General features: G+C 70.0%; 22 protein-coding genes. 7 read left to right on the top strand and 15 right to left on the bottom strand.

The features are described 5' to 3' along the window. Positions 1-72 precede the first annotated feature (72 nt). From ISG29_RS02280 to dxr, 5 genes are all read right to left on the bottom strand, one after another. Positions 73-918, bottom strand: coding sequence for a GNAT family N-acetyltransferase (locus tag ISG29_RS02280; protein ID WP_194501719.1), 846 nt, complete (start codon positions 916-918; stop codon positions 73-75). Positions 919-1,167: 249 nt separating this feature from the next. Beyond that, a complete protein-coding gene (gene ispG, locus ISG29_RS02275; RefSeq protein WP_194501718.1) occupies positions 1,168-2,319 on the bottom strand; it encodes a flavodoxin-dependent (E)-4-hydroxy-3-methylbut-2-enyl-diphosphate synthase in 1,152 nt (383 codons plus the stop codon). Between the two features lie 97 nt (positions 2,320-2,416). Then, positions 2,417-3,358 (bottom strand): endonuclease domain-containing protein, encoded by a 942-nt coding sequence (locus ISG29_RS02270; RefSeq protein ID WP_194501717.1) that lies wholly within the window; start codon positions 3,356-3,358, stop codon positions 2,417-2,419. A 165-nt stretch (positions 3,359-3,523) separates the two neighbouring features. After that, the gene (locus ISG29_RS02265) at positions 3,524-4,888 is read right to left on the bottom strand and encodes a M50 family metallopeptidase (protein ID WP_328827630.1); all 1,365 of its coding nucleotides are present in this window, start codon (positions 4,886-4,888) and stop codon (positions 3,524-3,526) included. After that, the gene (gene dxr / locus ISG29_RS02260) at positions 4,885-5,982 is read right to left on the bottom strand and encodes a 1-deoxy-D-xylulose-5-phosphate reductoisomerase (protein WP_328827628.1); all 1,098 of its coding nucleotides are present in this window, start codon (positions 5,980-5,982) and stop codon (positions 4,885-4,887) included. Before dxr ends, ISG29_RS02265 begins: the two co-directional genes overlap by 4 nt. A gap of 146 nt (positions 5,983-6,128) precedes the next feature. On the opposite strand from dxr, the gene ISG29_RS02255 reads away from it, so the two are divergent. Genes ISG29_RS02255 through ISG29_RS02245 form a run of 3 tightly spaced genes read left to right on the top strand, consistent with a single transcriptional unit; the run spans position 6,129 to position 9,456 of the window. Next, positions 6,129-7,367, top strand: a complete 1,239-nt coding sequence (locus ISG29_RS02255) for an ATP-binding protein (RefSeq protein ID WP_194501716.1) — start codon at positions 6,129-6,131, stop codon at positions 7,365-7,367. Positions 7,368-7,375: 8 nt separating this feature from the next. Next, entirely contained in the window at positions 7,376-8,416 is a 1,041-nt protein-coding gene (locus ISG29_RS21485; protein ID WP_194501715.1) for a tetratricopeptide repeat protein, read from the top strand. Then, a complete protein-coding gene (locus ISG29_RS02245) occupies positions 8,413-9,456 on the top strand; it encodes a tetratricopeptide repeat protein (RefSeq protein WP_194501714.1) in 1,044 nt (347 codons plus the stop codon). Before ISG29_RS21485 ends, ISG29_RS02245 begins: the two co-directional genes overlap by 4 nt. Before the next feature lie 77 nt (positions 9,457-9,533). Here ISG29_RS02245 and gabT read toward each other — a convergent pair whose 3' ends face one another. From gabT to ISG29_RS02225, 4 genes are all read right to left on the bottom strand, one after another. Then, the gene (gene gabT, locus ISG29_RS02240) at positions 9,534-10,850 is read right to left on the bottom strand and encodes a 4-aminobutyrate--2-oxoglutarate transaminase (protein ID WP_194501713.1); all 1,317 of its coding nucleotides are present in this window, start codon (positions 10,848-10,850) and stop codon (positions 9,534-9,536) included. Further along, complete coding sequence (locus ISG29_RS02235; protein WP_194501712.1) at positions 10,847-12,061, bottom strand: saccharopine dehydrogenase family protein; 1,215 nt, start codon at positions 12,059-12,061, stop codon at positions 10,847-10,849. Before ISG29_RS02235 ends, gabT begins: the two co-directional genes overlap by 4 nt. Before the next feature lies 1 nt (position 12,062). Continuing rightward, entirely contained in the window at positions 12,063-13,499 is a 1,437-nt protein-coding gene (locus ISG29_RS02230) for a gamma-aminobutyraldehyde dehydrogenase (protein WP_194501711.1), read from the bottom strand. 93 nt (positions 13,500-13,592) lie between these two features. Beyond that, on the bottom strand, positions 13,593-15,227 hold the full coding sequence (locus ISG29_RS02225; RefSeq protein ID WP_328827621.1) for an amidohydrolase: 1,635 nt from the start codon (positions 15,225-15,227) through the stop codon (positions 13,593-13,595). 115 nt (positions 15,228-15,342) lie between these two features. Here ISG29_RS02225 and ISG29_RS02220 point away from each other — a divergent pair, with 115 nt between their 5' ends. Further along, a complete protein-coding gene (locus ISG29_RS02220; protein WP_194501710.1) occupies positions 15,343-16,725 on the top strand; it encodes an aspartate aminotransferase family protein in 1,383 nt (460 codons plus the stop codon). 99 nt (positions 16,726-16,824) lie between these two features. On the opposite strand, the gene ISG29_RS02215 is transcribed toward ISG29_RS02220, so the two are convergent. The 6 genes from ISG29_RS02215 to ISG29_RS02190 all read right to left on the bottom strand — a co-directional run bounded on the left by ISG29_RS02215 (position 16,825) and on the right by ISG29_RS02190 (position 23,395). After that, complete coding sequence (locus ISG29_RS02215) at positions 16,825-17,784, bottom strand: type IV toxin-antitoxin system AbiEi family antitoxin domain-containing protein (protein ID WP_194501709.1); 960 nt, start codon at positions 17,782-17,784, stop codon at positions 16,825-16,827. 141 nt (positions 17,785-17,925) lie between these two features. Beyond that, positions 17,926-19,335 carry an NAD(P)/FAD-dependent oxidoreductase gene (locus ISG29_RS02210; RefSeq protein WP_194501708.1) on the bottom strand — a complete coding sequence of 470 codons (1,410 nt, stop codon included), beginning with the start codon at positions 19,333-19,335 and terminating at the stop codon, positions 17,926-17,928. Then, a complete protein-coding gene (locus tag ISG29_RS02205; RefSeq protein WP_194501707.1) occupies positions 19,332-20,138 on the bottom strand; it encodes an ABC transporter permease in 807 nt (268 codons plus the stop codon). Before ISG29_RS02205 ends, ISG29_RS02210 begins: the two co-directional genes overlap by 4 nt. Beyond that, the gene (locus tag ISG29_RS02200) at positions 20,138-20,998 is read right to left on the bottom strand and encodes an ABC transporter permease (protein WP_194501706.1); all 861 of its coding nucleotides are present in this window, start codon (positions 20,996-20,998) and stop codon (positions 20,138-20,140) included. Before ISG29_RS02200 ends, ISG29_RS02205 begins: the two co-directional genes overlap by 1 nt. Next, the gene (locus ISG29_RS02195) at positions 20,998-22,197 is read right to left on the bottom strand and encodes an ABC transporter ATP-binding protein (protein WP_194501705.1); all 1,200 of its coding nucleotides are present in this window, start codon (positions 22,195-22,197) and stop codon (positions 20,998-21,000) included. The genes ISG29_RS02200 and ISG29_RS02195 overlap by 1 nt, the downstream gene beginning before the upstream one ends. Next, on the bottom strand, positions 22,181-23,395 hold the full coding sequence (locus tag ISG29_RS02190; RefSeq protein ID WP_194501704.1) for a polyamine ABC transporter substrate-binding protein: 1,215 nt from the start codon (positions 23,393-23,395) through the stop codon (positions 22,181-22,183). The genes ISG29_RS02195 and ISG29_RS02190 overlap by 17 nt, the downstream gene beginning before the upstream one ends. Positions 23,396-23,560: 165 nt before the next feature. Here ISG29_RS02190 and ISG29_RS02185 point away from each other — a divergent pair, with 165 nt between their 5' ends. The 3 genes from ISG29_RS02185 to ISG29_RS02175 all read left to right on the top strand — a co-directional run bounded on the left by ISG29_RS02185 (position 23,561) and on the right by ISG29_RS02175 (position 25,901). Continuing rightward, positions 23,561-24,028, top strand: coding sequence for an Lrp/AsnC family transcriptional regulator (locus ISG29_RS02185; protein WP_194501703.1), 468 nt, complete (start codon positions 23,561-23,563; stop codon positions 24,026-24,028). Continuing rightward, complete coding sequence (gene ddaH, locus ISG29_RS02180) at positions 24,025-24,792, top strand: dimethylargininase (RefSeq protein ID WP_194501702.1); 768 nt, start codon at positions 24,025-24,027, stop codon at positions 24,790-24,792. The genes ISG29_RS02185 and ddaH overlap by 4 nt, the downstream gene beginning before the upstream one ends. A 170-nt stretch (positions 24,793-24,962) precedes the next feature. Next, the gene (locus ISG29_RS02175; protein ID WP_235958415.1) at positions 24,963-25,901 is read left to right on the top strand and encodes a serine protein kinase RIO; all 939 of its coding nucleotides are present in this window, start codon (positions 24,963-24,965) and stop codon (positions 25,899-25,901) included. The last annotated feature ends 15 nt before the right edge of the window (positions 25,902-25,916 follow it).

Below are 25,916 nucleotides of genomic sequence, written 5' to 3'. Positions count from 1 at the left end.
GACGAGATGACACGCCTCGCCTCGCCTCGACGCGGGCACCGGGCGTTCGGAACCTCTGAGGCCGGGCGGGTTCTAGAACATGACGGTCGAGAACAGGCAGGTCTGCTCGAAACCGACCCGCTCGTAGCTGCGCCGGGCCGCGGTGTTCCAGTCGTTGACGTAGAGCGACACCGCCGGCGCGATGTCGGCGCGCACCGCGGCCGCGACCGCCGCCATGCCTGCCGTGGCCAGGCCACGCCCGCGCAGATCCGGCGGCACCCAGACGCCTTGGATCTGCGCCGCGTGGGGAGAGGTGCACGCAACCTCGGCCTTGAAGACGAGACGCCCGGAGTCGAACCGCGCGAAGGACCACCCGCGACTCACGAGCTGCATGACGCGGGCGCGGTAGAGCGCTCCCCCGCCGCCCGCCTCGGGCGAGACGCCGACCTCCTCGGTGTACATCGCCACGCAGGCCGGGTAGAGCAGGTCGAGGTCGGCACGCGTGGTACGCCGCACGAGTGGATCGGGCTCGACCTGCACGTCGCCGGTGAGCACGAGGTGCGGCTGGTGCCAGCGGATCTCGCGCGGCGGAGCCCAGCGTTCGCGCAACAGTTCCCAGAGCGGTTCCACCGCCGTGTGCGGGCCGACGATGGTCGAGACCGAGCGGGAACGGCCCAGCGCGCGGTCGGCGAACGCCTCGACGTCGCCGGGACCGGCCTGCACCGGCACCAGGTTCGCGCCCACATGAGCGGCCGCGACCAAGTCGCCGCCGTCGAAGCGACCCCACACCTCGCCCCCCAGCCAGCGCGGCTCGAGATTGGTCGTGCGGGCCCGGTACTCGGCGAAGACGTTCGCGACCGGATCCTGGGCGGTCAGCTCCAAGAAGGCGGGAAGGTCCGCAGCACCGAGCACACGGACGCCGTGGCGCAGGGTCAGCACCCGCGAAGCCTAGCGCCGGGCGGCTCCGAAGACGTCACGCTCGAACGTGACCGGCGCGGGGCTCTGCGGCGTACCCGATCCGGTCGAGCCCGAAGGTGTCCTCGCTGCTCGCCAGCGGGGAGTAGTGGTTGCCGGGCCTGTTGGTGGTCACGCCAGGCACGCTGCGGCCGGGCCCACCCAGGCGTCATGCGGCGCACCGATCCCGGCGTCAGCACCTGCGCCGAGGGTTCACCCGATGGAGCTCCGGCGTCAGCCCGCCGTGACCTCGACGCCCGCGCCGTCGACGACGTCCATGCCTTCGGCGATGCGCATGGCCTCCTCGATGAGGGTCTCGACGATCTGGCTCTCAGGCACCGTCTTGATGACCTCGCCCTTGACGAAGATCTGACCCTTCCCGTTGCCCGAGGCCACGCCGAGGTCGGCCTCGCGCGCCTCGCCCGGCCCGTTCACGACGCAGCCCATGACGGCCACCCGCAGCGGCACCTCCAGACCGTCGAGGCCGGTGGTGACCTCCTCGGCGAGCTTGTACACATCGACCTGGGCGCGCCCGCACGAGGGGCAGCTCACGATCTCGAGGCGGCGCGGCTTGAGGTTGAGGCTCTCCAGGATCGAGATTCCGACCTTGACCTCCTCGACCGGCGGTGCGGAGAGGCTGACCCGGATGGTGTCGCCGATGCCTTGGCTCAGCAGCGCGCCGAACGCGGTGGCGGACTTGATCGTGCCCTGGAAGGCCGGCCCCGCCTCGGTGACGCCGAGGTGCAGCGGCCAGTCACCCTCGGCGGCGAGCATCTCGTAGGCACGCACCATGACCACGGGGTCGTTGTGCTTCACCGAGATCTTGAAGTCACGGAAGCCGTGCTCCTCGAACAAGCCGGCCTCCCACTTCGCGCTCTCGACCAGCGCCTCGGGGGTGGCCTTGCCGTACTTCTCCAGCAGCCGCTTGTCGAGGCTGCCCGCGTTGACGCCGATGCGGATCGAGGTGCCGTGGTCGGCGGCCTCCTTCGCGATCTGCTTCACCTGGTCGTCGAACGCCCTGATGTTGCCCGGGTTCACCCGCACCGCGGCACAGCCGGCCTCGATGGCGGCGTAGACGTACTTGGGCTGGAAGTGGATGTCGGCGATGACCGGGATCTGCGCCTTGGTCGCGATCGCCGGCAGCGCGTCGGCGTCGTCCTGACTCGGGCACGCGATGCGCACGATGTCGCAGCCTGCGGCCGTCAGCTCGGCGATCTGCTGGAGCGTGCTGTTGACGTCGGAGGTGAGCGTGGTGGTCATCGACTGCACCGAGATCGGGTGATCGGACCCCACTCCCACCTTGCCCACCTGGATCTGACGGGTGTGGCGGCGCGGGGCGAGCGTCGGCGGCGGTGCCGAGGGCATGCCCAGGTTGATCTCGGTCATGTGGCCAGGCTACTGGCCGGGGCGCTGACTCGGCTCCGGGGACGTCATACGGCTGGAACCGAAGGACGTCCTGCCCGTATGACGTCCGGGATGCCGGTCAGGCGGCGTGACGGTATCCGCCCGCGCGCAGTCCCGCCTCGACCTGATCGAGGAATCGCTCGGGTTGGAGACGGAGTCCGAGGAGAGGGATCCGTAGGACAGCGTCGCCGTGCAGGGTGAGTGTGTTCTGTCGCAGCGCGTCGCCCACGATGTTCTCCGCCCAGGCGTGGTGGATGCCGTCGACCTCGACCACGAGCCGGTAGTCCGGCCAGTACAGATCGAGGTAGTACCTCCCGCTCGAATCGCGGCGGAGTTGTTGACGCACCGGCTCGGGTAGGCCCCGCCTCCGCAGCAGGCGAAGGACATCGAGTTCTCCCATCGACCCTGCCCCGCCGAGGAGGTCGTTGACCAGTTCGTGCAGAAGCGATCGCCGCTTGTCGCGACGAACCCGCAAGAGCGCGCGGCCGAGGTCTTCGGGCCGCGTCAGCCCCTGCTGGACGGCGACCGTCACGAGGTAGGTCGCCTCTTTGTCGGTACGGGCCCACCATGCTCCTCGAAGGGCTGCGATCTCGGGCTTGGTGCGGGGTACTCCCCCACCGGGCCAGCGGTCATCGGCCACCAACCGTCGCGTGTGGCGGATGTCGAACCGCGAACTGCGGCGCACTCGGGCGCCACGGGGTATCGACACCCGGACCCGCGCGACGTCGTAGCGCTGCAGCCCGTGAGCGACCAGTGCCGAGGCGCCGTCCAGCACGGCGCGAGGACCACCGGCGAACACGGCAGCCCACCACCAGCCTCGCGGCTCGAGTGGCCCGTTGTGCACCGCGATGGACTGACGGTCCAGGGCTACCCATCGCCCCATGACCACCTCGCGACGCACCAGCCATCGCGGAACGCCGCACGCGTAGATCTGGGGCCTCGACAACACGCCGCCCTGCTCCGCGGCGGCGGCCTGCGCCCGGCGGATCGCGTGGCTGTCGAGCGGTAGTCGAGCACTCATGTTGCTGAGTGTCAGCCGGGGCGTCACGCCAGGTCGGCCATCACCGCTCAGCTGTGGACAGCACACGCACGAAGTCGGCGTGTGGACGCGCGGGGCGCCCGCGCCGCCATGTCATCCAGACGAGATCAACGGACGTCCCGCCCGTATGACGTTGCGGAAGGTGGCTCAGCCAGCCGGCATCTGCACCGGCACCACGAGGTCGCCCACGATGAGGACGACGCCCATCACGAGCAGCGCGGATGCCACGACGTAGGCGACCGGCAGCAGCTTGGCAGCGTCGACGTGACCGGGATCGGGGCGTCCGAAGAGGCGGGCGAAGCCGCGGCGCAGCGCCTCCCAGAGGGCCGAGGCGATGTGGCCGCCGTCGAGCGGCAGCAGCGGCACGAAGTTGAAGAGCCCGATGAAGAGGTTGAAGCCCGCTGCCAGCGAGGCGAGGAAGGCGAGCTTCTCGGCCACCGGGAAGTCGGACTGCGACGACACCTCGCCGGCGATGCGGCCTCCGCCGACGATCGAGATCGGGCTGTCGGCCGCGCGCGGCTCGACGCCCACGATGGCCTTGCCCACCCCCCAGACCTTCACGGGCAGCTGCGCCAGGGCGACCACGGAGTCCTTGGTCATGTAGCCCATCTGCTCCAGGGTGAACAGCGGTCCTCCGTGGGTGACGACGGTGTGGGTGGCCGGCGAGATACCGAGGAACCCGACCTGGGTCAGGGTCTCGTCGTTGGCCGACGTGGGCCGCGCCTGCACGGTCGTGGTGATCTGCTTGGTGATGCTCTGGCCGTCGCGCTCGTAGGTGAGGGCGGTCTTCTCGTCACCGTTGCTGCGGATGAGACGTCGCAACTGGCTCCAACTGGTGATCTCCTGGCCGCCGAACGCCGTGATCGTGTCGCCCGGCTTGAGCCCGGCCAGGTACGCCGGGGTCTTGTTGTCGCTCGTGGTGCACGCCCGACCGCTCTCGGCGTACGGCAACAGACACGTGGAGACCTCGTCGACGACCGGTCGGCCGGCGTCGACCTCCTGGCTGCGTACCCCGTAGAGGCCGAAGATGAGGAGGAACAGCACGAAGGCGATGACGAGGTTCACCGTCGGCCCGCCCGCCATCACGATGACCTTCTTCCACCACGGCATCTTGTAGAAGAGCCGATCGGAGTCGGCGGCGGTGATGGTCTCCCACTCGGCCGCCCGCGCATCGGAGATCAGCTGGGCGAACATGCCGGTGTTCGACTTGCGCACCTTCGTGACGGTGTTGCCGTCGGCGTCGGTGGTGACCTCGTCGGCGAGGTCGTCGCCGCCGGGCGGCAACATGCCGACGATCTTCACGTAGCCGCCGAGCGGGATCGCCTTGATGCCGTACTCGGTCTCGCCGCGTTGCGTGCTCCACACCGTCGGCCCGAAGCCCACGAAGTATTGCGTGACCTTGCCGCCGAACTTCTTCGCCGGGATCATGTGGCCGAGCTCGTGCAGGCCGATCGAGATCACGAGTGCCAGCGCGAAGGCCAGGACTCCGAGCACGTACAGCAGGACGGTCATCGGGTTCCTTCGATGAGGCGGACGGCCGCCTCCCGCGCCCAGGTGTCGGCCGCGAGGACGTCGTCGACGGTGAGGTGACCTCCCGAGCGTACGTCGTGCCCGGCGAGCACGTCCGCGATCACGTCGACGATCTGGGGGAACCTCAGCCTGCCCTCATGGAAGGCCGCCACGCACACCTCGTTCGCGGCGTTGTAGACGGCAGGTGCCGTGCCCCCCGCCTCACCCGCCCGCCGTGCGAGCCGGACGGCGGGGAACGCGTCGTCGTCCAGCGGTTCGAAGCGCCAGTCGGCCGCCTTGGTCCAGTCGATCGGGGTCTCCGCGTCGGGCACCCGGTCGGGCCAGCCCAAGCCGAGCGAGATCGGCACGAGCATCGTCGGCAGGCCGAGCTGCGCGACGACCGCGCCGTCGCTGAACTCGACCATGGAGTGGATGTACTGCTGCGGGTGCACCACGACATCGATACGCTCGAACGGCACGTCGAAGAGCAGGTGCGCCTCGATCACCTCCAGTCCCTTGTTGACCAGGGTCGCGGAGTTGGTGGTGATGACGCTGCCCATCGCGAAGTTGGGGTGGGCCAGCGCCTCGGCCGGCGTCACGTCGTCGAGCTCGGCACGGATGCGGCCCCGGAACGGACCCCCGCTCGCGGTGAGCACGAGTCTTCGCACCTCCCCCGCCGAACCGGCACGCAGCGACTGCGCGATGGCGCTGTGCTCGCTGTCCACGGGCACGATCTGGCCGGGAGCGGCGGCGTCACGCACGAGCGGGCCGCCGATGATGAGCGACTCCTTATTGGCGAGCGCGAGCGTCGTCCCGGCCTCGAGCGCGGCCAGGGTCGGTCGCAGTCCGACCGCGCCGGTGATGCCGTTGAGCACCACGTCGCAGGGGTGGGCGGCCGCCTCGACCGAGGCCTCCTCCCCCAACCCGCTCACGGCGGGCGCGAACTCGGCCACCTGCTCGGCGAACAGGTCGGGGTCGGCCCCCCCGGCCGTCAGGCCCACGACCCGGAACCGGTCGGGGTTGGCCCGCACCAGGTCGAGCGCCTGGGTGCCGATCGATCCCGTCGAGCCGAGGATCACCACGTCACGTCGCTGCACCGGCGCAGTGTCCCATCACCCGCGAGGGGTCGTGAATCGTCCCTCGAGAGGTCGTGAATCGTCCCTCGAGGGGTCGCGAACGCACAGGACGTCGCGATCCGCGATCCCGACCGCAGACCCACCCAGCACGCCTACACTCGCGTGCTGTGAGCGACCCGCTGATCGACAGCCTGCTCGGAGCCGTCGAGGCCAACCCGGCGGACGTCGTCTTGCGCGTGCACCTGGGAGACCTCCTGCTCCGCTCCGGCCGGTCCGAGGAGGCGGTCGCGCAGGCAGCCGCCGCCCTCGGCATCGACCCCACGTCCCGCGACGCACGCGCGCTGATGGGACGTGCTCTGGGCGGCCCGGCCGAGCCCGTGGAGCCCGTGGAGCCCGTGGAGCCCGTGGAGCCCGCCGCATCGGGCCGGCCGGGGTTCGACTGGGAATCCGCCGAGGCCGACCTCGGCGACGTCGTGCCGCCGATGTACTCCGATGGCTCGACCGGCCCGGGCGAGCCCGATGCCGGGGCCTTCGACGTCGAGCGCGAGCAGCTCACTCTGGCCGACGTGGGCGGGCTCGACGACGTCAAGGAGCGCCTGCAGGCCAGCTTCCTCGCCCCGCTGCGCAACCCCGAGCTCCGCGCGCTGTACGGCAAGTCGCTGCGCGGCGGTCTGCTGCTCTACGGCCCGCCGGGGTGCGGCAAGACCTTCTTGGCCCGTGCCGTGGCCGGCGAGCTCGGCGCCGGCTTCCTGCACGTCTCCTTGGCCGACGTGCTGGACATGTACATCGGCTCCAGCGAGCGCAACGTGGCCGAGCTGTTCCGCACGGCTCGCGACTCCGCACCCTGCGTGCTCTTCCTCGACGAGCTCGACGCGATCGGTCAGAAGCGCTCGCTGACGCGCAACAGCGGCATGCGCACCACGGTCAACCAGTTGCTCACCGAGCTCGACGGCGTGGGCTCGGACAACGAGGGCGTGTTCGTCCTCGCGGCCACGAACCATCCCTGGGACGTCGACCCCGCCCTGCGTCGCCCGGGGCGCCTGGACCGCACGGTGCTGGTGTTGCCGCCCGATCGGGCAGCCCGCGAGGCGATCCTGCGCACCCACCTGCGCGGGAGGCCGCTGGAACGAGTCGACGTCGCAGCCATCGCCAAGCGCACCGACGGCTTCAGCGGCGCCGACCTCGCCCACGTGTGCGAGTCCGCCGCCGAGGTGGCGCTCATGGACTCAGTACGCAGCGGCGAGGCTCGCTTGATCCGGACCGACGACTTCGAGCGGGCCCTGAAGGACATCCGGCCGAGCATCGGGCCCTGGATCGAGACCGCGCGCAACGTCGCGCTCTTCGCCAACACCGACGGCGAGTACGACGAGCTCGCGACGTTCATCCGCAAGCGCGGCCGTCGATAGGTATCCACGTGCAGCGCTGGGAGGTACACGAGCGCGCCCGCCACTTCATCGACCTCGCTCGACCGGCCGGCGCCGCGGAGTTGCTCGGGCCACACCTGGTCTCCGATCCGGACGACACCGAGGCCCTCGTCCTGCTGGCCGAGGCCCGAGCGGATCTGCACCAGTTCGCCGAGGCCGAGCTCGCCGTCCGCGCGGCGTTGCGGACCGATCCGACTCATCTGCAGGCCCTCTTGCAACTCGTCGACCTGCGTCGAGCCGCGGACGACGGTGCCGACGCGGTGGGGGTCGCGAGCCAGGCCGTGGCATGCCACCCGCAGGCGTGGTCGGCGCACTACGCACTCGGGCTCGCCCACCGCACCGGCCCTCCGCCCGACCCTCGCGCATCCCTGCGCTGCGCCAACCGGGCGCTCGAGCTGAATCCGCACGCGGCGAGTGCCCACCAGCTCGCCGGTCTTGCCCTCGGAGACCTCGACGACTCCGCGCAAGCGCGCCGCGCGCACGAGCGCACCCTTCAGCTGGACCCGGGACACACGGCGGCCCGCGCGACGTTGATCGAACTCGACGCCGACGAGGGGAGGCTCGGCGACAGCGCACGCGAGGCCACGGCCCTGCTCGCCTCTAGCCCGGGCGATCACGACCTGCAGTTGCTGGCCGGATCGTTGGTGGTCCGGGCCGGCTTGACGACCCTGCCCTGGGTCTTCGCAGCGGATCTCGTGATGCTGGCGCTCGTGGCCCTCGGTCAGTCGGTCGCCGTGCGCGCGCCGGTCGCCGCGGCTCTGCTCGCGCTCGTCAGCGTGGTCTGGTACCGACGCATGCGCGGCCTCCCACGAGCGCGAGGCCGACTGATGACCGTCGTATGGCGAGCCCTCGACCTCCGAGGGCGACTGGCGCTGCTCGTCCCGGCAGGCCCTCTGGCCGGATGCGCCCTCGTTCTAGGGCTCGTCCCCGTCCCCGGTGCCGAACTACGCCAGCTGCTCGGCAGAGTCGCGTTGTGGTGGGGTCTCGGAGCTCTCTACTCCTTGTGGCGTGCGCGCCGTGCCGCATCGTGACGGCCACTGAGGGCGTCCGACGCGCCGCCATCCTCCTCGACCTCGGTCGCGCCGCGGAGGCCGAGCAGCTGATCGGGCCGTTGCTCGCCGCTGCTCCGGAGGACGCCGCCCTGCTGCGCCTGCTGGCCCGAGCCCAAGCGGAGCAGGACCGGCCCCGCGACGCTGAGCACACCCTCCGACTCGTGCTGCGCAGCGACCCCGACGATCCCGAGGCCTGGGCTCACCTCAGCGCTCTGCGCGCCGACGCGAAGGACGCCGCGGGCGCCATCGACGCGGCGGAAGCCGTCGCGCGGCTCGCGCCGCATTCCTGGGTCACCTACTACACCCGGGCCCGGGCACTCATGACCGGCCCTCGACCACACCTCTCCGCCGCCCTGGCCGACATCAACAACGGTCTGCGCCTCGATCCGCACAACGCTCACTGCCACAACCTGGCCGGCGCGTGCCTCGAGGCCCTGCGCAGGTTCGACGACGCGCGGTCTGCCTACGAGGAGGCGCTCAGGCTCGACCCTCAGCATCCCCTGGCCAGTGCGAATCTCGCGCGTCTGGACACTGAGTCCGGACGACTGCGGAGCAGTAGCGACCGTGTGCGTTCCGCCCTCGCGAACCACCCGGGCGAGGAGGCGCTGCGAGGCACGCTCGCGCTGGTGGCCACGCGCACGTCGCTTCGGCTGTCGTCGCTCCTCATGGTGACCGCCCTCGTCTCGGCGGCGCTCCTCGTCTCCCGCGTCCCGCTGCTGCCACGCGTCGGCGCGGCGACAGCGCTCGTCCTCGGTTCCGCGATCCTGTGGCGCACCCTCGCCGACCACCTACCCGACCGATCCTGGTCGTGGTGGATCTCCCTGTGGCGCTCGGCGCCGTGGCAGCAGCGTCTCGCGCTGGCTCTGCCGGCGCCGCTGATCGCTCTCACGGTCGTCTTCGCCGGCTGGCCGACACCGAGCACGGCGGTGACCGAGGAGGGCCTCACGGGCTTCGTGCAGCTGGCCCTCCTCACCGTCTTCGCGGCGGGATCGGCCTGGTGGGGAGGCCGACGCCGCTGACCCCTCAAGGCACAATCTGCGACCACTCGAGGCACAATCTGCGACCCCTGGGGCAGCAATTCGCGACCCCTCGCGGGTTACGCGGTGACGGCGAAGGCCTCCGCGACCACGTCGAAGGCCTCCTCGAGCAGGGTGTCGGAGATCGCCAGCGGCGGCAGGAAGCGGAAGACGTTGCCCCAGGTGCCGCAGGTCAAGGTGACGACGCCCTGAGCGTGGCAGTGCGCGGAGACGGCGGCCGCGCGGGCGGGGTCCGGCGTGGTGGTGCCGGGCTCGCAGAGCTCGATCGCCGTCATCGCCCCACGACCGCGCACCTCGGCGACCACCGGGTGCTCGGCGGCGATCTTCTCCAGCCGCGTCCGCATCAGCTCGCCGACCTCGCGCGCCCGGCCGACGAGGTCGGCCGAGCGCATCTCCTCGATCGCGCCGAGCGCCGCGGCGCACGCGATCGGGTTGCCACCGTAGGTGCCGCCCAGACCTCCGGCGTGGACGGCGTCCATCAGCTCGGCGCGCCCGGTGACGGCCGCCAGCGGCAGGCCGCCGGCGATGCCCTTGGCCGTGGTGACCAGGTCGGGCACCACGCCCTCGTGATCGCACGCGAACCAGTCGCCGGTGCGGCAGAAGCCGGTCTGGATCTCGTCGGCGACGAAGACCACGTCGTTCGCGCTGCACCACTGTGCCAGCGCCGGCAGGAACCCGGGCGCGGGCGCCACGAAGCCGCCCTCGCCCTGGATCGGCTCGATCACCACGCACGCGAGATTGGCGGCGCCGACCTGCTTGTCGAGCACGTCGATCGCGCGCGCTGCCGCCGTGGCGCCGTCGAGCCCGTCGCGCAGCGGGTAGCTCATGGGCGCCCGGTAGACCTCACCGGCGAAGGGGCCGAAACCGTTCTTGTAGGGCATGTTCTTGGCCGTCATGGCCATCGTGAGGTTCGTGCGGCCGTGGTAGGCGTGGTCGAACACCGCGACGGCGTCCTTGCCGGTGGCGACGCGCGCGATCTTCACCGCGTTCTCGACCGCCTCGGCGCCGGAGTTGAAGAGGGCCGACTTCTTGGCGTGGTCGCCGGGCGTGAGCTCGGCCAGCGCCTCGCAGACCTCCACGTAGCCCTCGTAGGGCGTGACCATGAAGCAGGTGTGGGTGAAGGCGTCGACCTGCTCGTGCACCCGCCGCGCGACGGCCGGTGCCGAGTTGCCCACGGTGGTGACCGCGATGCCCGACCCGAGGTCGATGAGGTGGTTGCCGTCGACGTCGACGAGCACTCCCCCGCCGGCCCGCTCGACGTACACCGGCAGGGTCGTCGCCACGCCGTTGGCAACGCAAGACTTCTTGCGTTCGGCCATCTGTACCGAACGAGGTCCGGGGATATCGGTCACCAGACGACGAATCTGCTCGATCATGCGTCCAACTCTCGCACACCCCACGGGCTGCCGTAGGCCGTGAGCAGGTCGAGGAACGGCACGGCGTCGAAGGCCTCCGGTCCGAGCACGCCAGTCCCCTGCCAGACCCCGGTCGCCAGGAGCTCGAGGGCCACCACCGGGTTGATCGCGGTCTGCCAGACCACGCACTGGTGTCCGTACTCTGCCATCGTCTCGGCGTTGTCGACCACGTGGTAGAGGTACGTCGACCGCGGGGCGCCGTCCTTACCCGTGCCCGTCACCCACAGCCCGGCGCACGTCTTGCCGGTCATCCGGGGACCGATCGTGGCCGGGTCGGGCAGCACCGCCGCCACGACGTCGCGCGGGCTGACCTCGACGCCCTTGACGCCGACCTTCTCGGTGGAGTCCAGTCCGAGGGTGTGCAGCACCTTGAGGATGCCGATCATCTCCTCGCCGAGGCCGTACTTGAACGTCGCGCGGCGGCAGTCGACCCACCGCGGCATGAGGAGCACCTCCTCGTGCTCGACGTTGACGCACTCGACCGGCCCGATGCCTTCGGGGAAATCGAACACCTCCGGCTCACTGAACGGCGCGGTGGTGTGCCAGTCGCCGTCCTGCCAGACCACCGGTGGATTGAGGCACTCCTCGATCGTGGTCCACATCGAGAACGACGGCGCGAAGACCTCGTTGCCGGCCTCGTCGGTGACCACCAGGTTGGCGCCGTCGCGCGTGCCCAGCTCGTCGATCTCACTGAAGAGGTGGTCAGCGGCATAGCGCGCGAAGACGTCCGAGAGCCCGGGCTCGACACCCATCCCCACCAGCGCCAACCGTCCGGCGTCCTCCCAGTCGGACGCCGCCGCGAACTGCTCGTCACCGAGCTTCACGCCCGGCGTCTCGTAGGGCCGCTCGGGGTGTGGCTGCGAGAGCGACATCGCCATGTCGACGTAGTGGGCCCCTGCCTCGAACGCACCAGAGAAGACCGGCATGTCGAAGACCGGATCGACCGCGTTCATCACGTGGGTGACGGCGTGCTCGCGACACAACGCTGCGACCGCCTCGGCGCTCGAGGCGTCGACCTGCGCGGCGACGAAGCGCTCGTCCTGGGCGGCCGCCCTCTGGGCGCGCTCCAGGGAGTAGTCGGTGACCACGATGGTCTCGCAGAAGTCGCGCCGCGCGGCGATGGCGCAGAACGCCGCGCCGACACCGCCGGCGCCGACCAGCAGGATCCTCATGTCACTCACCGATGAAGCTCATGACGTGCTTGATCCGGGTGTAGTCCTCGAGGCCGTACATCGAGAGATCCTTGCCGTAGCCGGAGTGCTTGAAGCCGCCGTGCGGCATCTCCGAGACGAACGGGATGTGGGTGTTGATCCACACCGCACCGAAGTCCAGGCGGCGCGAGACCCGCATGGCTCGGCCATGGTCGGCGGTCCACACGCTGGAGGCCAGGCCGTACTTCACGTCGTTGGCCCAGGCCAGCGCCTGCGCCTCGTCGTCGAACTTCTGCACGGTCATGACCGGCCCGAAGATCTCGGTCTGGATCTGCTCGTCGGTCTGCTGCAGACCCGAGAGCACGGTGGGCTCGTAGAAGTAGCCGGCGCTGCCCTGGCGGGTGCCGCCGGTCACGACCCGGGCGTGGTCGGGCAGGCGGTCGACCATGCCGGTCACGTGCGCGAGCTGGTTGGCGTTGTTGAGCGGCCCGTAGTAGACCCCCTCGACGTCGGGCATCCCGGTGGGCATGCCCTGCGCGGCCTCGGCGAGCGCGGCGACGAGGTCGTCGTGGATGCCGGGCGAGGCGAGGATGCGCGTGGCAGCCGTGCAGTCCTGGCCGGCGTTGAAGAGGCCGGCCCCGGCGATGCCCTCGGCGGCCTTCTCGACGTCGGCGTCGTCGAACACGATGACCGGCGCCTTGCCGCCGAGCTCGAGGTGCACCTTCTTCAGATCCGTGGCCGCGGAGCCGGCAACCTCCATGCCGGCTCGTACCGAACCGGTGATGGCGACCATCTGGGGCGTCGGGTGGCTGACCAGCGCACGACCGGTGTCGCGGTCGCCGCACACGACGTTGAGCACCCCGGGCGGCAGGAACTCCTGTGCGATCTCGGCGAGCAGGCTCGAGGACGCCGGCGTGGTGTCGCTCGGCTTGAGCACCACGGTGTTGCCGGCGGCCAGCGCCGGGGCGATCTTCCAGATCATCATGAGCAAGGGGTAGTTCCACGGCGTCACCTGGCCCACGACGCCGATCGGCTCGCGCCGCACCCAGGAGGTGTGGTCGGCCATGTACTCCCCCGCCGCGCGACCCTCGAGCACGCGCGCCGCACCGGCGAAGAACCGGAAGTGGTCGCTGGCGTAGGGCATCTCCTCCTCCAGGGTCAGCCCCAGCGGCTTGCCGGTGTCGCGGCACTCGACGGCGTTGATCTCCTCGACCCGGCTCTCGATGGCATCGGCCAGCTTGAGCAGGGCGCGAGCGCGATCCTGGGGGGTCGTCTGCCAGCCCCAGCCCTCGAAAGCGGCGTCGGCTGCGGCGTAGGCGCGGTCGACGTCCTCGCTGCTCGAGGCGGGCGCCTGCGCGTAGACCTCGCCGGTCGTGGGGTCGATGACGTCGTACGTCGCCCCGGACGCCGCGGGCACGAGCTCGCCGTTGATCACGTTGCTGAAGGTGGTGTCGGCCATGCCGGGAGCCTAGTGACCCAGCTGCGGATTCGGTAGGCTCAAGTGCGTTGTATCTACGATTTCAGTTGTCCAAGTTCGAATTTCAGCGGTGATTCATCGTTCGTAGACGCAGTGCCCGTCGATCCACGTGCTGCGCACCATCGTGTCGGCGATCTCGCGCTCGTGGCCCACGAACGGGTTCCGGTCGAGGACGACCAGGTCGGCGGTGGCCCCGACGCGGACGACGCCCGCGTCGTCTCGCCCGTTCACCCACGCACTGCCCGAGGTGTACGCCGCGAAGGCCGTGCCCAGGTCGAGCGCCTGCTCGGGCAGGAACGGCTCGTCGCGCGCCGGCGCCCTCACGTCGCAAGCGCGCCGCGTGACGGCCGTGTGCAGCGCCAGCATCGGGTCCGGGCTGCTCACCGGCCAGTCGCTGCCCGCGACCAGTCGGGCACCGGCGCGGTGGAGCCCACCGAAGGGGTACTGCCAGCGGGCGCGATCCGCGCCGATGAAGGGCAAGGTGAGCTCGACCATCTGCTCGTCGTAGCAGGCCCAGAGCGCCTGGATGTTCGCCGTCACACCGAGCTCGGCGAAGCGGGGCAGGTCGTCGGGGCGCACCAGCTGGAGGTGCGCGATGTGGTGACGCAAGTCGCGGCCGGCGGCGTCGAGACCCGCGAACGCATCCAACGCCTCGCTCACCCCGCGGTCGCCGATGGCGTGCACGTGCACCTGGAAGCCCTCGCGCGCCAGCGCCGGCACGGCAGCGCGCAGCACGGAAGGGTCGACGAAGGAGTGACCGGCGTTGGCTGTGGCGTGCCCGCAGCGGTCGAGGTAGGGCTCCCCCAGGGCTGCGGTGTAGTTCTCGGCGACGCCGTCCTGCATCACCTTGACCGTGCTGGCCCGGAACCGACCGTGGGTCAGCTCGGCTCGACGGGCCACCAGGTCGGCGATCTGCTCCAGCCCCCGGTCGCGCTGCCACCACAAGGCGCCGACCACGTGGCTGCGCAGCGTGCCCGCACGCGCGGCCCGCAGGTACGCCGGCCCCGCGTCGTCCATGCCCGCGTAGTCGCCGATGATCGCGTCCTGCCAACTCGTGACGCCGACCGAGTGCAGGTAGGCCTGCCCCGCGAGCAGGCCGGCGTCGAGCTCGGCGTCGGTGGTGGCCGGGAGCAATCGACTGACCAGGTGCATCGCACCCTCGTGCAGGGTGCCGCTGGGGTGTCCAGCGGTGTCGCGCTCGATGCGCCCGTCGGGCGGGTCGGGGGTCTCGCGGGTGATGCCGGCCAGCTCGAGGGCACGGGAGTTGACCCAGGCGCCGTGGTGGTCGCGATTGGGCAGGAACACCGGTCGATCGGGCACGACGTCATCGAGGTCGGTGGCCACTGGCGTGCCGCCGGGGAAGGCCGACATCGACCAGCCGCCACCGAGGATCCAGGCACCCCGGTGCCGCTCGGCATAGGCAGCCACCGTCGCCAGGTACTCCTCTCGCGTGTCGGCCGCCGTGAGGTCGCAGCGGATGCGCTCGACCCCACCCTGCACGACGTGCACGTGAGCGTCGGTGAACCCGGGAGCGAGCAGGCCTCCGGCGAGGTCGACCTCGCTCGCGCCGTCCGCCTCGAGACGCGCGCCGTCGAGCGCCACCAGGGCCACCCTCCCCTCGACGACCAACACCTCGGCGTTCGCGTGGTGGCGGTGCCCGTCGAAGAGGGCGCCGTTGCGGAACACGGTGGCGGGGGCTGGAGAGGTCACGGGAGGTTCCTATCAGGTCCGACTATCTCGTCGTGCTCAACGAAATCCGTACACATCTTGGCTCTGGGCGACGGATTCGCTTGCGTTCTGCTCCGGTGGCGGGGAGCATGAGCACATGCACCCGGACTACGACCACCTGCAGCAGGCTGCCAAGGATCACCTGTGGATGCACTTCACGCGCCACGGCCAGTACGCCACCTCCGACGTACCGGTGATCGTGCGAGGTGAGGGTGCCTATCTCTTCGACGCCCAGGGCAAGCGCTACCTCGACGGCCTGGCCGGGCTGTTCGTGAGCCAGCTGGGCCACGGGCGCACCGAACTCGCGGAGACCGCGGCGGCGCAGGCCAAGGAGCTGGCCTTCATGCCGCTGTGGTCCTACGCCCACCCCACCGCGATCGAGCTCGCCGAGAAGGTGGCCTCCTACGCGCCCGGAGACCTCAACCGGGTCTTCTTCACCAGCGGCGGCGGCGAGGCGGTCGAGTCGGCCTGGAAGCTGGCCAAGAACTACTTCAAGCTCACCGGCAAGCCCATGAAGCACAAGGTCATCAGCCGGGCCATCGCCTACCACGGCACCACGCAGGGTGCGCTCTCCATCACCGGCCTGCCGCTGCTCAAGCAGCAGTTCGAGCCGCTGGTGCCCTCCACCTTCCGGGTGCCCAACACCAACTACTACCGTGCCGAGGAGCACCCCGGCTTCGGTGGCGGCAGCCTCGAGGAGTTCGGCCGCTGGGCGGCCGACCAGATCGCGGTCGCCATCGAGAACGAAGGCCCCGAGACCGTCGCCGCCGTCTTCCTCGAGCCGGTGCAGAACGCCGGTGGCTGCTTCCCGCCTCCGCCGAGCTACTGGCAGCGGGTGCGCGAGATCTGCGACACCTACGACGTCTTGCTGGTCAGCGACGAGGTCATCTGCGCCTTCGGGCGGCTGGGTCACATGTTCGGCGCCGAGCGCTTCGACTACCAGCCCGACATCATCACCTGCGCCAAGGGCATCACCTCGGGCTACTCGCCCCTGGGCGCGATGATCGCCAGCGACCGGCTCATGGAGCCGTTCCTCTCCGGCGCCAACTCCTTCGCCCACGGCTACACCTTCGGCGGCCACCCGGTCTCCACCGCGGTCGGCCTGCGCAACCTCCAGATCTTCGAGGAGGAGAAGATCCTCGAGCACGTGCGCGACAACGAGGGCGCCTTCCGCGCCACGCTCGAACGGCTGCTCGACCTGCCCATCGTCGGCGACGTGCGCGGCGAGGGCTTCTTCTACGGCATCGAGCTGGTCAAGGACAAGACCACGAAGGAGTCGTTCAGCGCCGAGGAGTGCGAGCGCATCCTCTACGGCTTCGTCTCCAAGAAGCTCTACGCCGAGGGCCTCTACTGCCGCGCCGACGACCGCGGCGACCCGGTCGTGCAGCTGGCTCCCCCGCTGATCTGCGACCAGACGCAGTTCGACGAGATGGAGCAGGTGCTGCGCAAGGTTCTCGACGAGGCCGGCTCCCTCCTCTGAGGCCGACCTGCCACGAGTTTTCACGTGACCCGTCACGAGTTTTCACGTGACCCGTCACGAGTTTTCACGTGACCCGTCACGAGTTTTCGGACGGGACACCTACGTGACGCCGCGCCAGGTCGTCGCGGGAGTCCGGCCGCCGCCGTGATCGCTCCAGGCGGTGCGCAGCCGCGTCTCGGCATCCTGCTGGCGACCGAAGACGTGCTCGCGGGCGAACACCTGGACTCGCCATCCCAGTTCACGTAGTTCGCGACGACGCGCGGCGTCATGTTCTCGCTGTTCCTGGTCGCGGTGCCACTGCCGACCGTCGTACTCCGCAGCGAACCGCTCACGCGCAAGCCCGAGATCGAGGTAATAGACGCCACCACCGGATCGCTCGACCTCGATCTGCGTGGTGGCGCGAGGCAGTCCGGCCTGATGCCACCGCAGGCGCAGCGCGCTCTCACCGAAGGACGCCGACCCGCCGTCCGCCAGAGCAGCGAGCGCTCGCAGCGCCACGACGCCGCGCATGCCCTTGAATCGCGAGGTCTCACGCGCCAGGCGCTCGCGGGTGAACGTGTCGGTGGCCAGCATCATGTCGAGGGCGTGCAGGCGAATGTCATTGTTGAAGCCCAGCCGACCGACGTCGCACGCGGTGCGTAGCGGTGTCGTGACGCGTAGTCCGCCCACCTCCATCACGTCCTCGGTCGTCATCTTTCGCTCCCCGCTCAGCACACCACCTCGACGTACGCGCTTGCCGGACGGCCGGAAGCAGGAGACATCGGGCGTCTTGAGGTGATCGTTGGGCGGCAACGCATCGTCGCCTCGGTGCAGCCAGGCGGCCGTGTGATCGCACACGTAGGCGTCGTCGGGCACGACGAGCCGCAACATCGCGCACCGCAGGTCGAGGGTGTCGGCCATCGTGCCGACGACGTAGACACCCTTCAACGGACGTCGCAGCCAGCCGTGCTCGACCATGCGATGCAGCGTGAGGTCCTTCAGTCCGCAGTCACGGGCCTCTGCCCGGGTGAAGGGTCGGTCGCGGGGCACCGAGTGTCCGAGGTCGAAGATCATCGCCATGCCTGAGGAGTCTGGGACGTTTCAGGCGAATGCGACACCGGCCTCGCGCCGTCTTGTGGATAACTCGGTTCACCTGAAAACTCGTGGCAGGTCACGTGAAAACTCGTGACGGGTCACGTGAAAACTGGTGACGGGTCACCGTCAGGAGTCGAACCCGAGGCCGGCCGCGTCGAGGGTGCGCAGCCAGGCGTTGCGCCTGCCCATGTGGGAGTCCGAGCGGGCCAGGCTCCAGCGGGTCAGGTTGATGCCCGCCGCGCGCAACGGCTCGGGCGGGAAGGGCAGCGGTCGCTCCCGGACCATGCGCAACCGGGTGCGCTCGTTGTCTGCTCCCTCGAGGAGGTCGAGCACGACGTGGGCGCCGAAGCGGGTGGCGGCGACGCCGAGCCCGGTGTAGCCCAGCGCGTAGCCGACCCGCCCGGAGAGCGCTGTGCCGTAGAAGGCGTTGAAGCGGGTGCAGGTGTCGATCACGCCGCCCCAGCGGTGCGTGAACCGCAGACCCGCGAGCTGCGGGAAGGTCTCGAAGAAGTGCTGCGCGAGCAACGTGTGGGTGGTGTCGCGCTGCTCGAGCGAGGCGTCGATGCGCGAGCCGTAGTGGTAGACGGCGTCGTAGCCACCCCAGAGGATCCGGTCGTCGCGGGTCAGCCGGTAGTAGTGGAAGAGGTTCGAGGCATCGCCCACACCCTGCCGGCCACCCCAGCCGATCGACGCGAGTTGGGACGCCGACAGCGGCTCGGTCATCAGCACGTGGTCGTAGACGGGTACGGTCATCAGCCGCAGCCTGCGCAGCAGGGAGGGGAACGCGTTGGTCGCGAGCACGACCTGCCCCGCCCGCACCGCCCCCGCGCCCTCCGGCCCCGCGGTCGAGAGCCGGACGCCGCCACCCGACCGCCGCAGACCGGTGGCCCGGGTGCGCTCGTGGATCACGACGCCCGCGGCGAGGCACACGGCTCGCAGGCCCCAGGCCAGCCGAGCCGGCTCGACCAGCGCGGTGTCGCCCGGCGAGTGCAGTGCGCCCAGATAGGTCGGCGAGTCGACCAAGGCGCGGGTCTCGTCGGCGCCCAGAAGCGCCACCTCGGCACCGTGCTCGGCCATGACCCCGGCCAGCTCGCGCAGCTCGTCGAGGTGGTGCGGTGCGGTCGCGACGGTGAGCTCGCCCGACATCTGCCAGTCGCAGTCGATACCGAGCCGCTCGATATCGGCGCCCAACCCGGTGAGGTTCGCGGCGCCCAGCCGTTCGAGCACGTCGAGCTCGTCGGGCCAGCGCTCCAGCCCGTTGCCGAACCCGTGGGTGAGGGACGCCGCGGCGAAGCCGCCGTTGCGCCCCGACGCCTGGCCGCCGCACTCCCCCGCCTCGACGAGGACCACCGACCGCCCGGGGTGTCGCTCGCGGGCCAGCAGCGCCGTCCAGAGCCCCGTGTAGCCACCGCCGACGACGACGAGGTCTGCCTCGACCCCGCCCACCAGCGAGGGCAGCGGGCCCGGCCGGTCGGGGTCGTCGAGCCAGTACGTGCGCTGCGCGGCGTCGGCGAGCGCCGGGTGTGTGGGCCTCACGCGAGCGCGCGGCTGCGGCGCCGGCTGTTCAGCTCGCCGATCACCACGATCGCGATCGAGACCACGAACATGATCGTGCCGATCACGTTGACCTGCATCGGCACACCGACCCGGTAGGCACCCCACACGTACATCGGGAAGGTCGTGGAGTTGCCGGAGTTCAGGTTCGTGACGATGAAGTCGTCGAACGACAGCGAGAAGCTGAGCAGTGCCGCCCCCAGGATGCCCGGGAACACCAGCGGGAACGTGACCCGCCAGAAGGTCTGGGACGGCGTGGCGTAGAGGTCGGCGGCAGCCTGCTCGAGGGTGTCGTCCATGCCCGCGAGCCGGGATCTCACCGTGACGACGACGAAGGAGAGGCAGAACATGACGTGGGCGATGAAGATCGTCCAGAACCCCAGGTGACCCGAGGCGCCGCTGGCCACGAAGAGCGTGAGCAGTGAGGAGCCCATGACGATCTCGGGGGCGGCCATCGGCAAGAAGATCAGCAGGTTCGCCGACGAGCGCCCGATGAAGTCGTGCCGCACCAGCGCGAAGGCGGCCAGCGTGCCCAGGGTGGTGGCCACCAAGGTGGAGAGCAGCCCGATGCGGAAGCTCAGCCCGAGCGCCTTGCACATCGAGGGGTCCTCGCAGATGTCGGCCCAGTTGTGCAGCGTGAACCCGTCGAAGGAGTACACGTTGCGCGCGGCCGGGTCGTTGAAGCTCATCAAGACCACGACGGCGATCGGCACGAACGTGTAGGCCAGCACCGCCAGCCCGAGCAGCAGCACCAGGTGCTCGCGCACCCACCTCGCCGCCGGCATCAGAGCAGCTCCTCGGTGCCGGCGCGGCGCACGTAGACCAGCACCATCGCCACGATGATGAGCATCAGCAGCACCGAGAGGGACGCCGCGACGGGCGCGTTGTTGGCGTCGACGAACTGGCCCTGGATCACGTTGCCGATGACCCTCTGGTTGGTGGAGCCGAGGAACTCGGCGTTGATGTAGTCGCCCGCGGCCGGGATGAACGTGAGCAGCGTGCCCGACACGACACCCGGCAGCGAGAGTGGCCAGGTGACCTTGAAGAACCCGACGAAGGGGTTCGCGTAGAGGTCGGAGGACGCCTCCACCAGGCGTGGGTCGATCTTGTCGATGCTGGCGAACAGCGGCAGCACCATGAACGGCAGGAAGTTGTAGGCCAGGCCGGCGACGATCGCCGCCGGCGTGGCGAGCAGCCGGTCCTCGGGGCCGAGCAGGTGCACGAACTGCAACGAGCGCACCACCCAGCCGTGGTCGGAGAGGATCAGCTGCCACGAGAGCGTGCGGACCAAGAAGCTGGTGAAGAACGGCGCGATGACCAGCACCAGCAGCAGGTTCTTCCAGCGTCCGGCCTTGAAGGCGATCGCGTAGGCGAGCACGTAGCCGAGCACCAGACAGATCAGCGTCGCCAGCGCGGCGTACCAGATCGAGCGCAGGAAGGGCCGCCAGTAGGCCTGGAGGACGTCGGCGTAGTTCTGCCAGTGGTAGGTCATGTCGTAGCCGCGGAAGTCCGAACCCGAGGGGTCGAAGAGGCTGGTCGCGACCAGCGAGTAGAACGGCACCACGAAGAAGACGAGCAGCCACAGCGTGGCCGGCACCATCAGCAGGTAGCCGACCTTGCCGCGACGACGGACGCCTGCCGCCATCAGTCGTCGTCCCCCTGCTCGACGCCGGCCGCGGCGCTCTGGTGGATGTCGAGCAGGAAGGCGTACTCCGGGCGCCACGACAGCTCGACCCGCTCGCCGGTGCGGAACATGCGGGTGCGGCCGGTGTTCTGGCTGAACACCGCGAGCTCTTGGCCCCACGGCATGCGCACCTGGTAGAGCGTGGAGACGCCGACGAACGACACGTCGGTGACGACACCGCCGGGGATGGTGTTGCCGGGCGCGTCGAGGGCCTCCCCCTCACCGCCGATGAGTACCTTCTCGGGCCGGATGCCGACCCAGCCGCGGTCGCCGTCGGTGTGCACCCGGGCGGTGGGCACCGAGACCTGCACCCCGTGCATGTCGACGGTCACGACGTCGGCCGCACGGGAGAGCACGGTGCCCTCGATGAGGTTCGACTGGCCGAGGAAGTTGGCCACGAACGTCGAGCGCGGGTTCTCGTACAGCTCGCTCGGCGCGCCCATCTGCTCGATCACGCCGGCGTTCATCACGGCCACGGTGTCGGCCATGGTCATGGCCTCCTCCTGATCGTGCGTGACGTGCATGAAGGTGAGGCCGACCTCCATCTGGATGCGCTTGATCTCCAGCTGCATCGAGCGGCGCAGCTTCAGGTCCAGCGCGCCCAGCGGCTCGTCGAGGAGCAGCACCTCGGGCTGGTTGATCAGCGCCCGCGCCAGCGCGACCCGCTGCTGCTGGCCACCCGAGAGCTGAGCGGGACGCTTGCGCGCCTGGGTGTCGAGCTCGACGAGGTCGAGCATGTCGCGCACCTGGGCCTCGACGTCCTTGACCTTGCGGCGGCGCAGGCCGAACGCGACGTTCTCGAAGATGTCGAGGTGCGGGAAGAGCGCGTAGTTCTGGAACACCGTGTTCACCGGCCGCTGGTGGGGCTTGGCGTGCGTGATGTCGCTCCCGGCCAGTGTGATCGTGCCGGCCGTGGGGCGCTCGAGGCCGGCGACCATGCGCAGGGTCGTGGTCTTGCCGCAGCCCGAGGGGCCGAGCAGGGCGATGAACGAGCCCCGCGGCACCTCGAGGTCGAGGCCCTGGACCGCGGTGAAGCCGTTGGGGTAGCGCTTGGTGAGCCCCGCGAGCCTCAGCCCGTCGGCGGACGCCGCGCCGCCGGCGTCCGTTCCGGCCGCGTTGTCTGGCCCGTTCTGAGGCCCGTTCTCAGCCAACAGTGACATCGGTCCAGTCTCCTTCGTACTGCTGCGTCTGCCGGTCGTCGAGCGGCATGAAGTCCCAGGTGTCCTTGAGGCTCGCAGGGTCGGGGAAGATCAGCTGGTTGTCGACGAGGGAGGGGTCGATCTTCTCCATCGCCTCCTGCGCCCCCTGGACGGGGCAGATGTAGTTCACCCAGGCCGCCAGCCGGGCCGCGACCTCGGGCTCGTAGTAGTAGTCGATCCACTTCTCGGCGTTGGACTCGTGCGTGGCCAGGTTGGGCACGAGCATGTTGTCGCTCCACAGCGACGGCCCCTCCTCGGGGATCACGAACTTGATCTTCGGGTTGTCGTACTGCGCCTGGATGACGTCGCCCGACCACGCCTCGCACGCCACGACGTTGCCGTTGGTGAGCTGCTGGAGGTAGTTGTTGCCCGCGAACTTCAGCAATTGGCCGTCGGCGACGGTCTTCTTCAGCAGATCCAGCGCGTCGTACCACTGCGCCTCGGTGAAGTCGTCGGGGTCGGCGCCGACGTCGAGCAGGAAGAAGCCCATGGTGTCGCGCATCTCGGTGAGCAGCGAGATCTTGCCCTTGAGGTCGGAACGGGTGATCAGGTCGGCGAACGAGCCGACCTCCTTGACGTACTCGGCGTTGTAGGCGATGCCGGTCAGCCCCGACTGCCACGGGGCGTGATACTCCAGATCGGGATCCCACGGCTTGTCGCGCAGCGAGTCGATGAGGTTGGCGTGCAGGTTCGGCACCGCCGCCTTGCTGAGCGGCTGGATCCATCCCAGATCGATCATCCGCTGGGCCATCCAGTCGGTCATGACGATGAGGTCACGGTCGATCGGCTCGCAGGTGCCGAGCTGGTTCTTGACCTTGGCGTAGAACTCCGCGTTGTCGTTGACGTCGTCGTTGTAGGTGACCTGGATGCCGGTCTTCTCCTGGAACTCCGCAAACGTGCCCTTCGGGTTGCGGCGCGGGTCGATGTAGCCGGTCCAGTTGGAGATGATCATCTGCTTCGCCGACGCCGAGAGGTCGGTCGCCTTGCACGTGGCCGGGTTCTGCTGTGCGCCGGCGACCTCGAAGAACGGGAGCCTGAGTGCGGCCACGCTCAGCCCTCCGACGGCGAGCGCTCCACCGCCCTTGAGCAGACCGCGCCGCGAGAGCGTGGAGCGGCGCGCCGGCGGTTCTGGCTGGGGTGCTGCCGAGAGGTCTGCCATGCGCTCCTCGCCGTGGGCGTGGGGATGTGGGATTCCTCGGATCGTGCCATGGAGACCGGAGTACGGCAAGGGATACCGTTGCCGCGCAACATGATTGCAACGAAATCCGTTGTCACTCAACGCGACATTCCTGATGTCGGGCGGGGCGGCGGGTAGTTTGCGCCCATGACGAAGCACGATCGCGGCACGACCCACCTCGACGATGTCTCGAAGGCCATCATCGAGCAGCTCCAACAAGACGGACGCCGCTCGTACGCCGCCATCGGCAAGGTGGTCGGACTCTCCGAGGCCGCCGTCCGCCAGCGGGTGCAGCGCCTGCTCGACGCCGGCGTCATGCAGATCGTCGGCGTCACCGACCCCCGCGAGCTGGGCTTCGCCCGCCAGGCCATGGTCGGCCTGCGGTGCACCGGGCCGCTCGAGCCCGTTGCCGACGCGCTCGCCGACCTCGACGAGATCGACTACGTCGTGGTCACGGCCGGCTCCTTCGACGTGCTCGTCGAGGTCGTCGCGGAGAGCGACGAGCACCTGCTCGCCCTGCTCGGGCGCATCCGCTCCGTGCCCGGGGTGGTCGGCACCGAGACCTTCACCTACCTGCACCTGCGCAAGCAGACCTACGCCTGGGGCGTGCGATGAGCCGACGGCTCGCCCTCGTGCGACGTCCAGGCCCGCGGGTCGCCGAGGGGATCGTCACCCACGTCGAGCGCTCCCCCGTCGATGCCGTCCTCGCGCTACGGCAGTGGGAGGGCTATGTCGACGCGTTGCACGCGCACGGATGGACGACCATCGAGGTCGCGCCCGCAGACGACTGCCCCGATGCCGTGTTCGTCGAGGACACCGCCGTCGCCTACGGCGACCTCGCCGTCATCGCGCGGCCCGGCGCGCTCTCGCGGCGTCCGGAGACGTCCGGCGCGGAGGCTGCCCTGCGCGAAGCCGGCTACCGCATCGCCCACATCGAGGCCCCCGACACCCTCGACGGCGGCGACGTGCTCAAGCACGACGGCACCGTGTGGGTCGGCCTCGGCGGCCGGACGACGCCCGGCGCGGTGGAGCAGTTGGCCGGGTTGCTGGCGCCGCTCGGCGCCCGTGTGGTCGGAGTGCCGCTGGCGAAGGTGCTGCACCTGAAGTCGGCCGTCACCGCGCTGCCCGACGGCACCGTGATCGGCTGGCCACCCGTGGTCGACGACCCCTCGGTGTGGCCGCACTACCTCGAGGTGCCCGAGGAGCCGGGCTGCCACGTGGTGGTCCTCGACGCCGACACCGTGCTCATGTCGAGCGCCGCACCCCGCACCGCCGAGCTGTTCGAGCGGCGCGGGCTGCGCGTGGTCCGCGTCGACATCGGTGAGCTGGAGAAGCTCGAGGGCTGCGTCACCTGTCTGTCGGTCCGCCTGCGCGGCTGAGCCGCGGTAAATGGCTGGACGCCGACCCTCGCGGTCGGCGACCCTGGCGCGGTCGCCGCGTGGCGACGTCCCCGTCCCGGCACGGGCTCACCCGAAGGGAGCTGACATGTCCATGACTGTCATCGGCCTGCTCGCAGACCACACCCGCACTCTTCGATGGAGCACCTCCGTTGGCACACCACCAGCACCACCCGCACGACCAGCCTGAGCAGTACACCTCCGAGCACCTCGTCCGCCTGCCCGAGGCGCCGCCGGAGGATCGGCTCGCCGGCATCGACCCGGCGTTCATCACCGACTTCCGCGCCTCCGACGATCCCGACGATGCACAGCGCTGGAGCACCTGGCGCAGCGTCGAGCCGCTGTGCCGCGGCCCGGAACCACGACCCGAGTGGGTCGTGACCTCGCAGGCCGCGCTCGACACCGAGCTCGGCATCCTCAAGACCGGCAAGGAGGCCGACGCGTTCCTGCTCGAGCGCGCGGTGCCCGGCTCCGATGCCGTGGGCGAGTCGGTGGTGCTGGTCGCCAAGCGCTACCGCAGCAGCGACCACCGCACGTTCCATCGCGCCGCCACCTACACAGAAGGTCGCAGTGTGAAGCGGTCCCGCGACGAGCGAGCGCTCAAGCGCAACAGCACCTGGGGGCGGCAGGTCGCCGCCGGCGAGTGGGCGATCTCGGAGTGGGACGCCCTCAAGCGGTGCTGGCTGCTCGGCTTGCCCGTGCCCTACCCGGTACAGATCGACGGCACCGAGCTGCTCATGGAGTGGATCACCGTCGAGACCGACCACGGCACCGACACCGCACCCAGGCTGGCACAGACCCGTCCCGAACCGAGGCTGTTGGCGTCGTACTTCGAGCAGCTGCGCGAGGCCCTCGCGGCGATGGTGGCCGACGGTCTCGTGCACGGCGACCTCTCGCCCTATAACGTGCTCGCCGCGGGCGAGCGTCTCGTGATCATCGATCTGCCGCAGGTGGTCGACCTCGTCGGCAACGTGAACGGCATGGACTTCCTCCTGCGCGACTGCACGAACATGTGCACCTGGTTCCGGGCCCGTGGGCTGGAGGTCGACGAGCACGCGCTGTTCGGGGATCTACTGGCCCACGCGTTCTGAGCACGGGCCGGGACG

The sequence above is a fragment of the Nocardioides acrostichi genome (assembly GCF_015319165.1).
Taxonomy (GTDB): domain Bacteria; phylum Actinomycetota; class Actinomycetes; order Propionibacteriales; family Nocardioidaceae; genus Nocardioides; species Nocardioides acrostichi.
The sequence above is the reverse complement of the archived record's forward strand: the minus strand, read 5'-3'. Positions and strand labels throughout refer to the sequence as shown.

Bases quoted from the DNA above. Each gene is read 5' to 3' on its own strand.
- ISG29_RS02270 (WP_194501717.1), bottom strand. From the start codon at position 3,358: ATGAGTGCTCGACTACCGCTCGACAGCCACGCGATCCGCCGGGCGCAG.
- ddaH (WP_194501702.1), top strand. From the start codon at position 24,025: ATGAGCCGACGGCTCGCCCTCGTGCGACGTCCAGGCCCGCGGGTCGCC.
- ISG29_RS02200 (WP_194501706.1), bottom strand. From the start codon at position 20,998: ATGGCGGCAGGCGTCCGTCGTCGCGGCAAGGTCGGCTACCTGCTGATG.
- ISG29_RS02190 (WP_194501704.1), bottom strand. From the start codon at position 23,395: ATGGCAGACCTCTCGGCAGCACCCCAGCCAGAACCGCCGGCGCGCCGC.
- ISG29_RS02220 (WP_194501710.1), top strand. From the start codon at position 15,343: ATGCACCCGGACTACGACCACCTGCAGCAGGCTGCCAAGGATCACCTG.
- ISG29_RS02230 (WP_194501711.1), bottom strand. From the start codon at position 13,499: ATGGCCGACACCACCTTCAGCAACGTGATCAACGGCGAGCTCGTGCCC.
- ISG29_RS02265 (WP_328827630.1), bottom strand. From the start codon at position 4,888: ATGACCGTCCTGCTGTACGTGCTCGGAGTCCTGGCCTTCGCGCTGGCA.
- ISG29_RS02205 (WP_194501707.1), bottom strand. From the start codon at position 20,138: ATGCCGGCGGCGAGGTGGGTGCGCGAGCACCTGGTGCTGCTGCTCGGG.
- ISG29_RS02235 (WP_194501712.1), bottom strand. From the start codon at position 12,061: ATGAGGATCCTGCTGGTCGGCGCCGGCGGTGTCGGCGCGGCGTTCTGC.
- ISG29_RS02215 (WP_194501709.1), bottom strand. From the start codon at position 17,784: ATGGCGATGATCTTCGACCTCGGACACTCGGTGCCCCGCGACCGACCC.
- ISG29_RS02195 (WP_194501705.1), bottom strand. From the start codon at position 22,197: ATGTCACTGTTGGCTGAGAACGGGCCTCAGAACGGGCCAGACAACGCG.
- ispG (WP_194501718.1), bottom strand. From the start codon at position 2,319: ATGACCGAGATCAACCTGGGCATGCCCTCGGCACCGCCGCCGACGCTC.
- gabT (WP_194501713.1), bottom strand. From the start codon at position 10,850: ATGATCGAGCAGATTCGTCGTCTGGTGACCGATATCCCCGGACCTCGT.
- ISG29_RS02185 (WP_194501703.1), top strand. From the start codon at position 23,561: ATGACGAAGCACGATCGCGGCACGACCCACCTCGACGATGTCTCGAAG.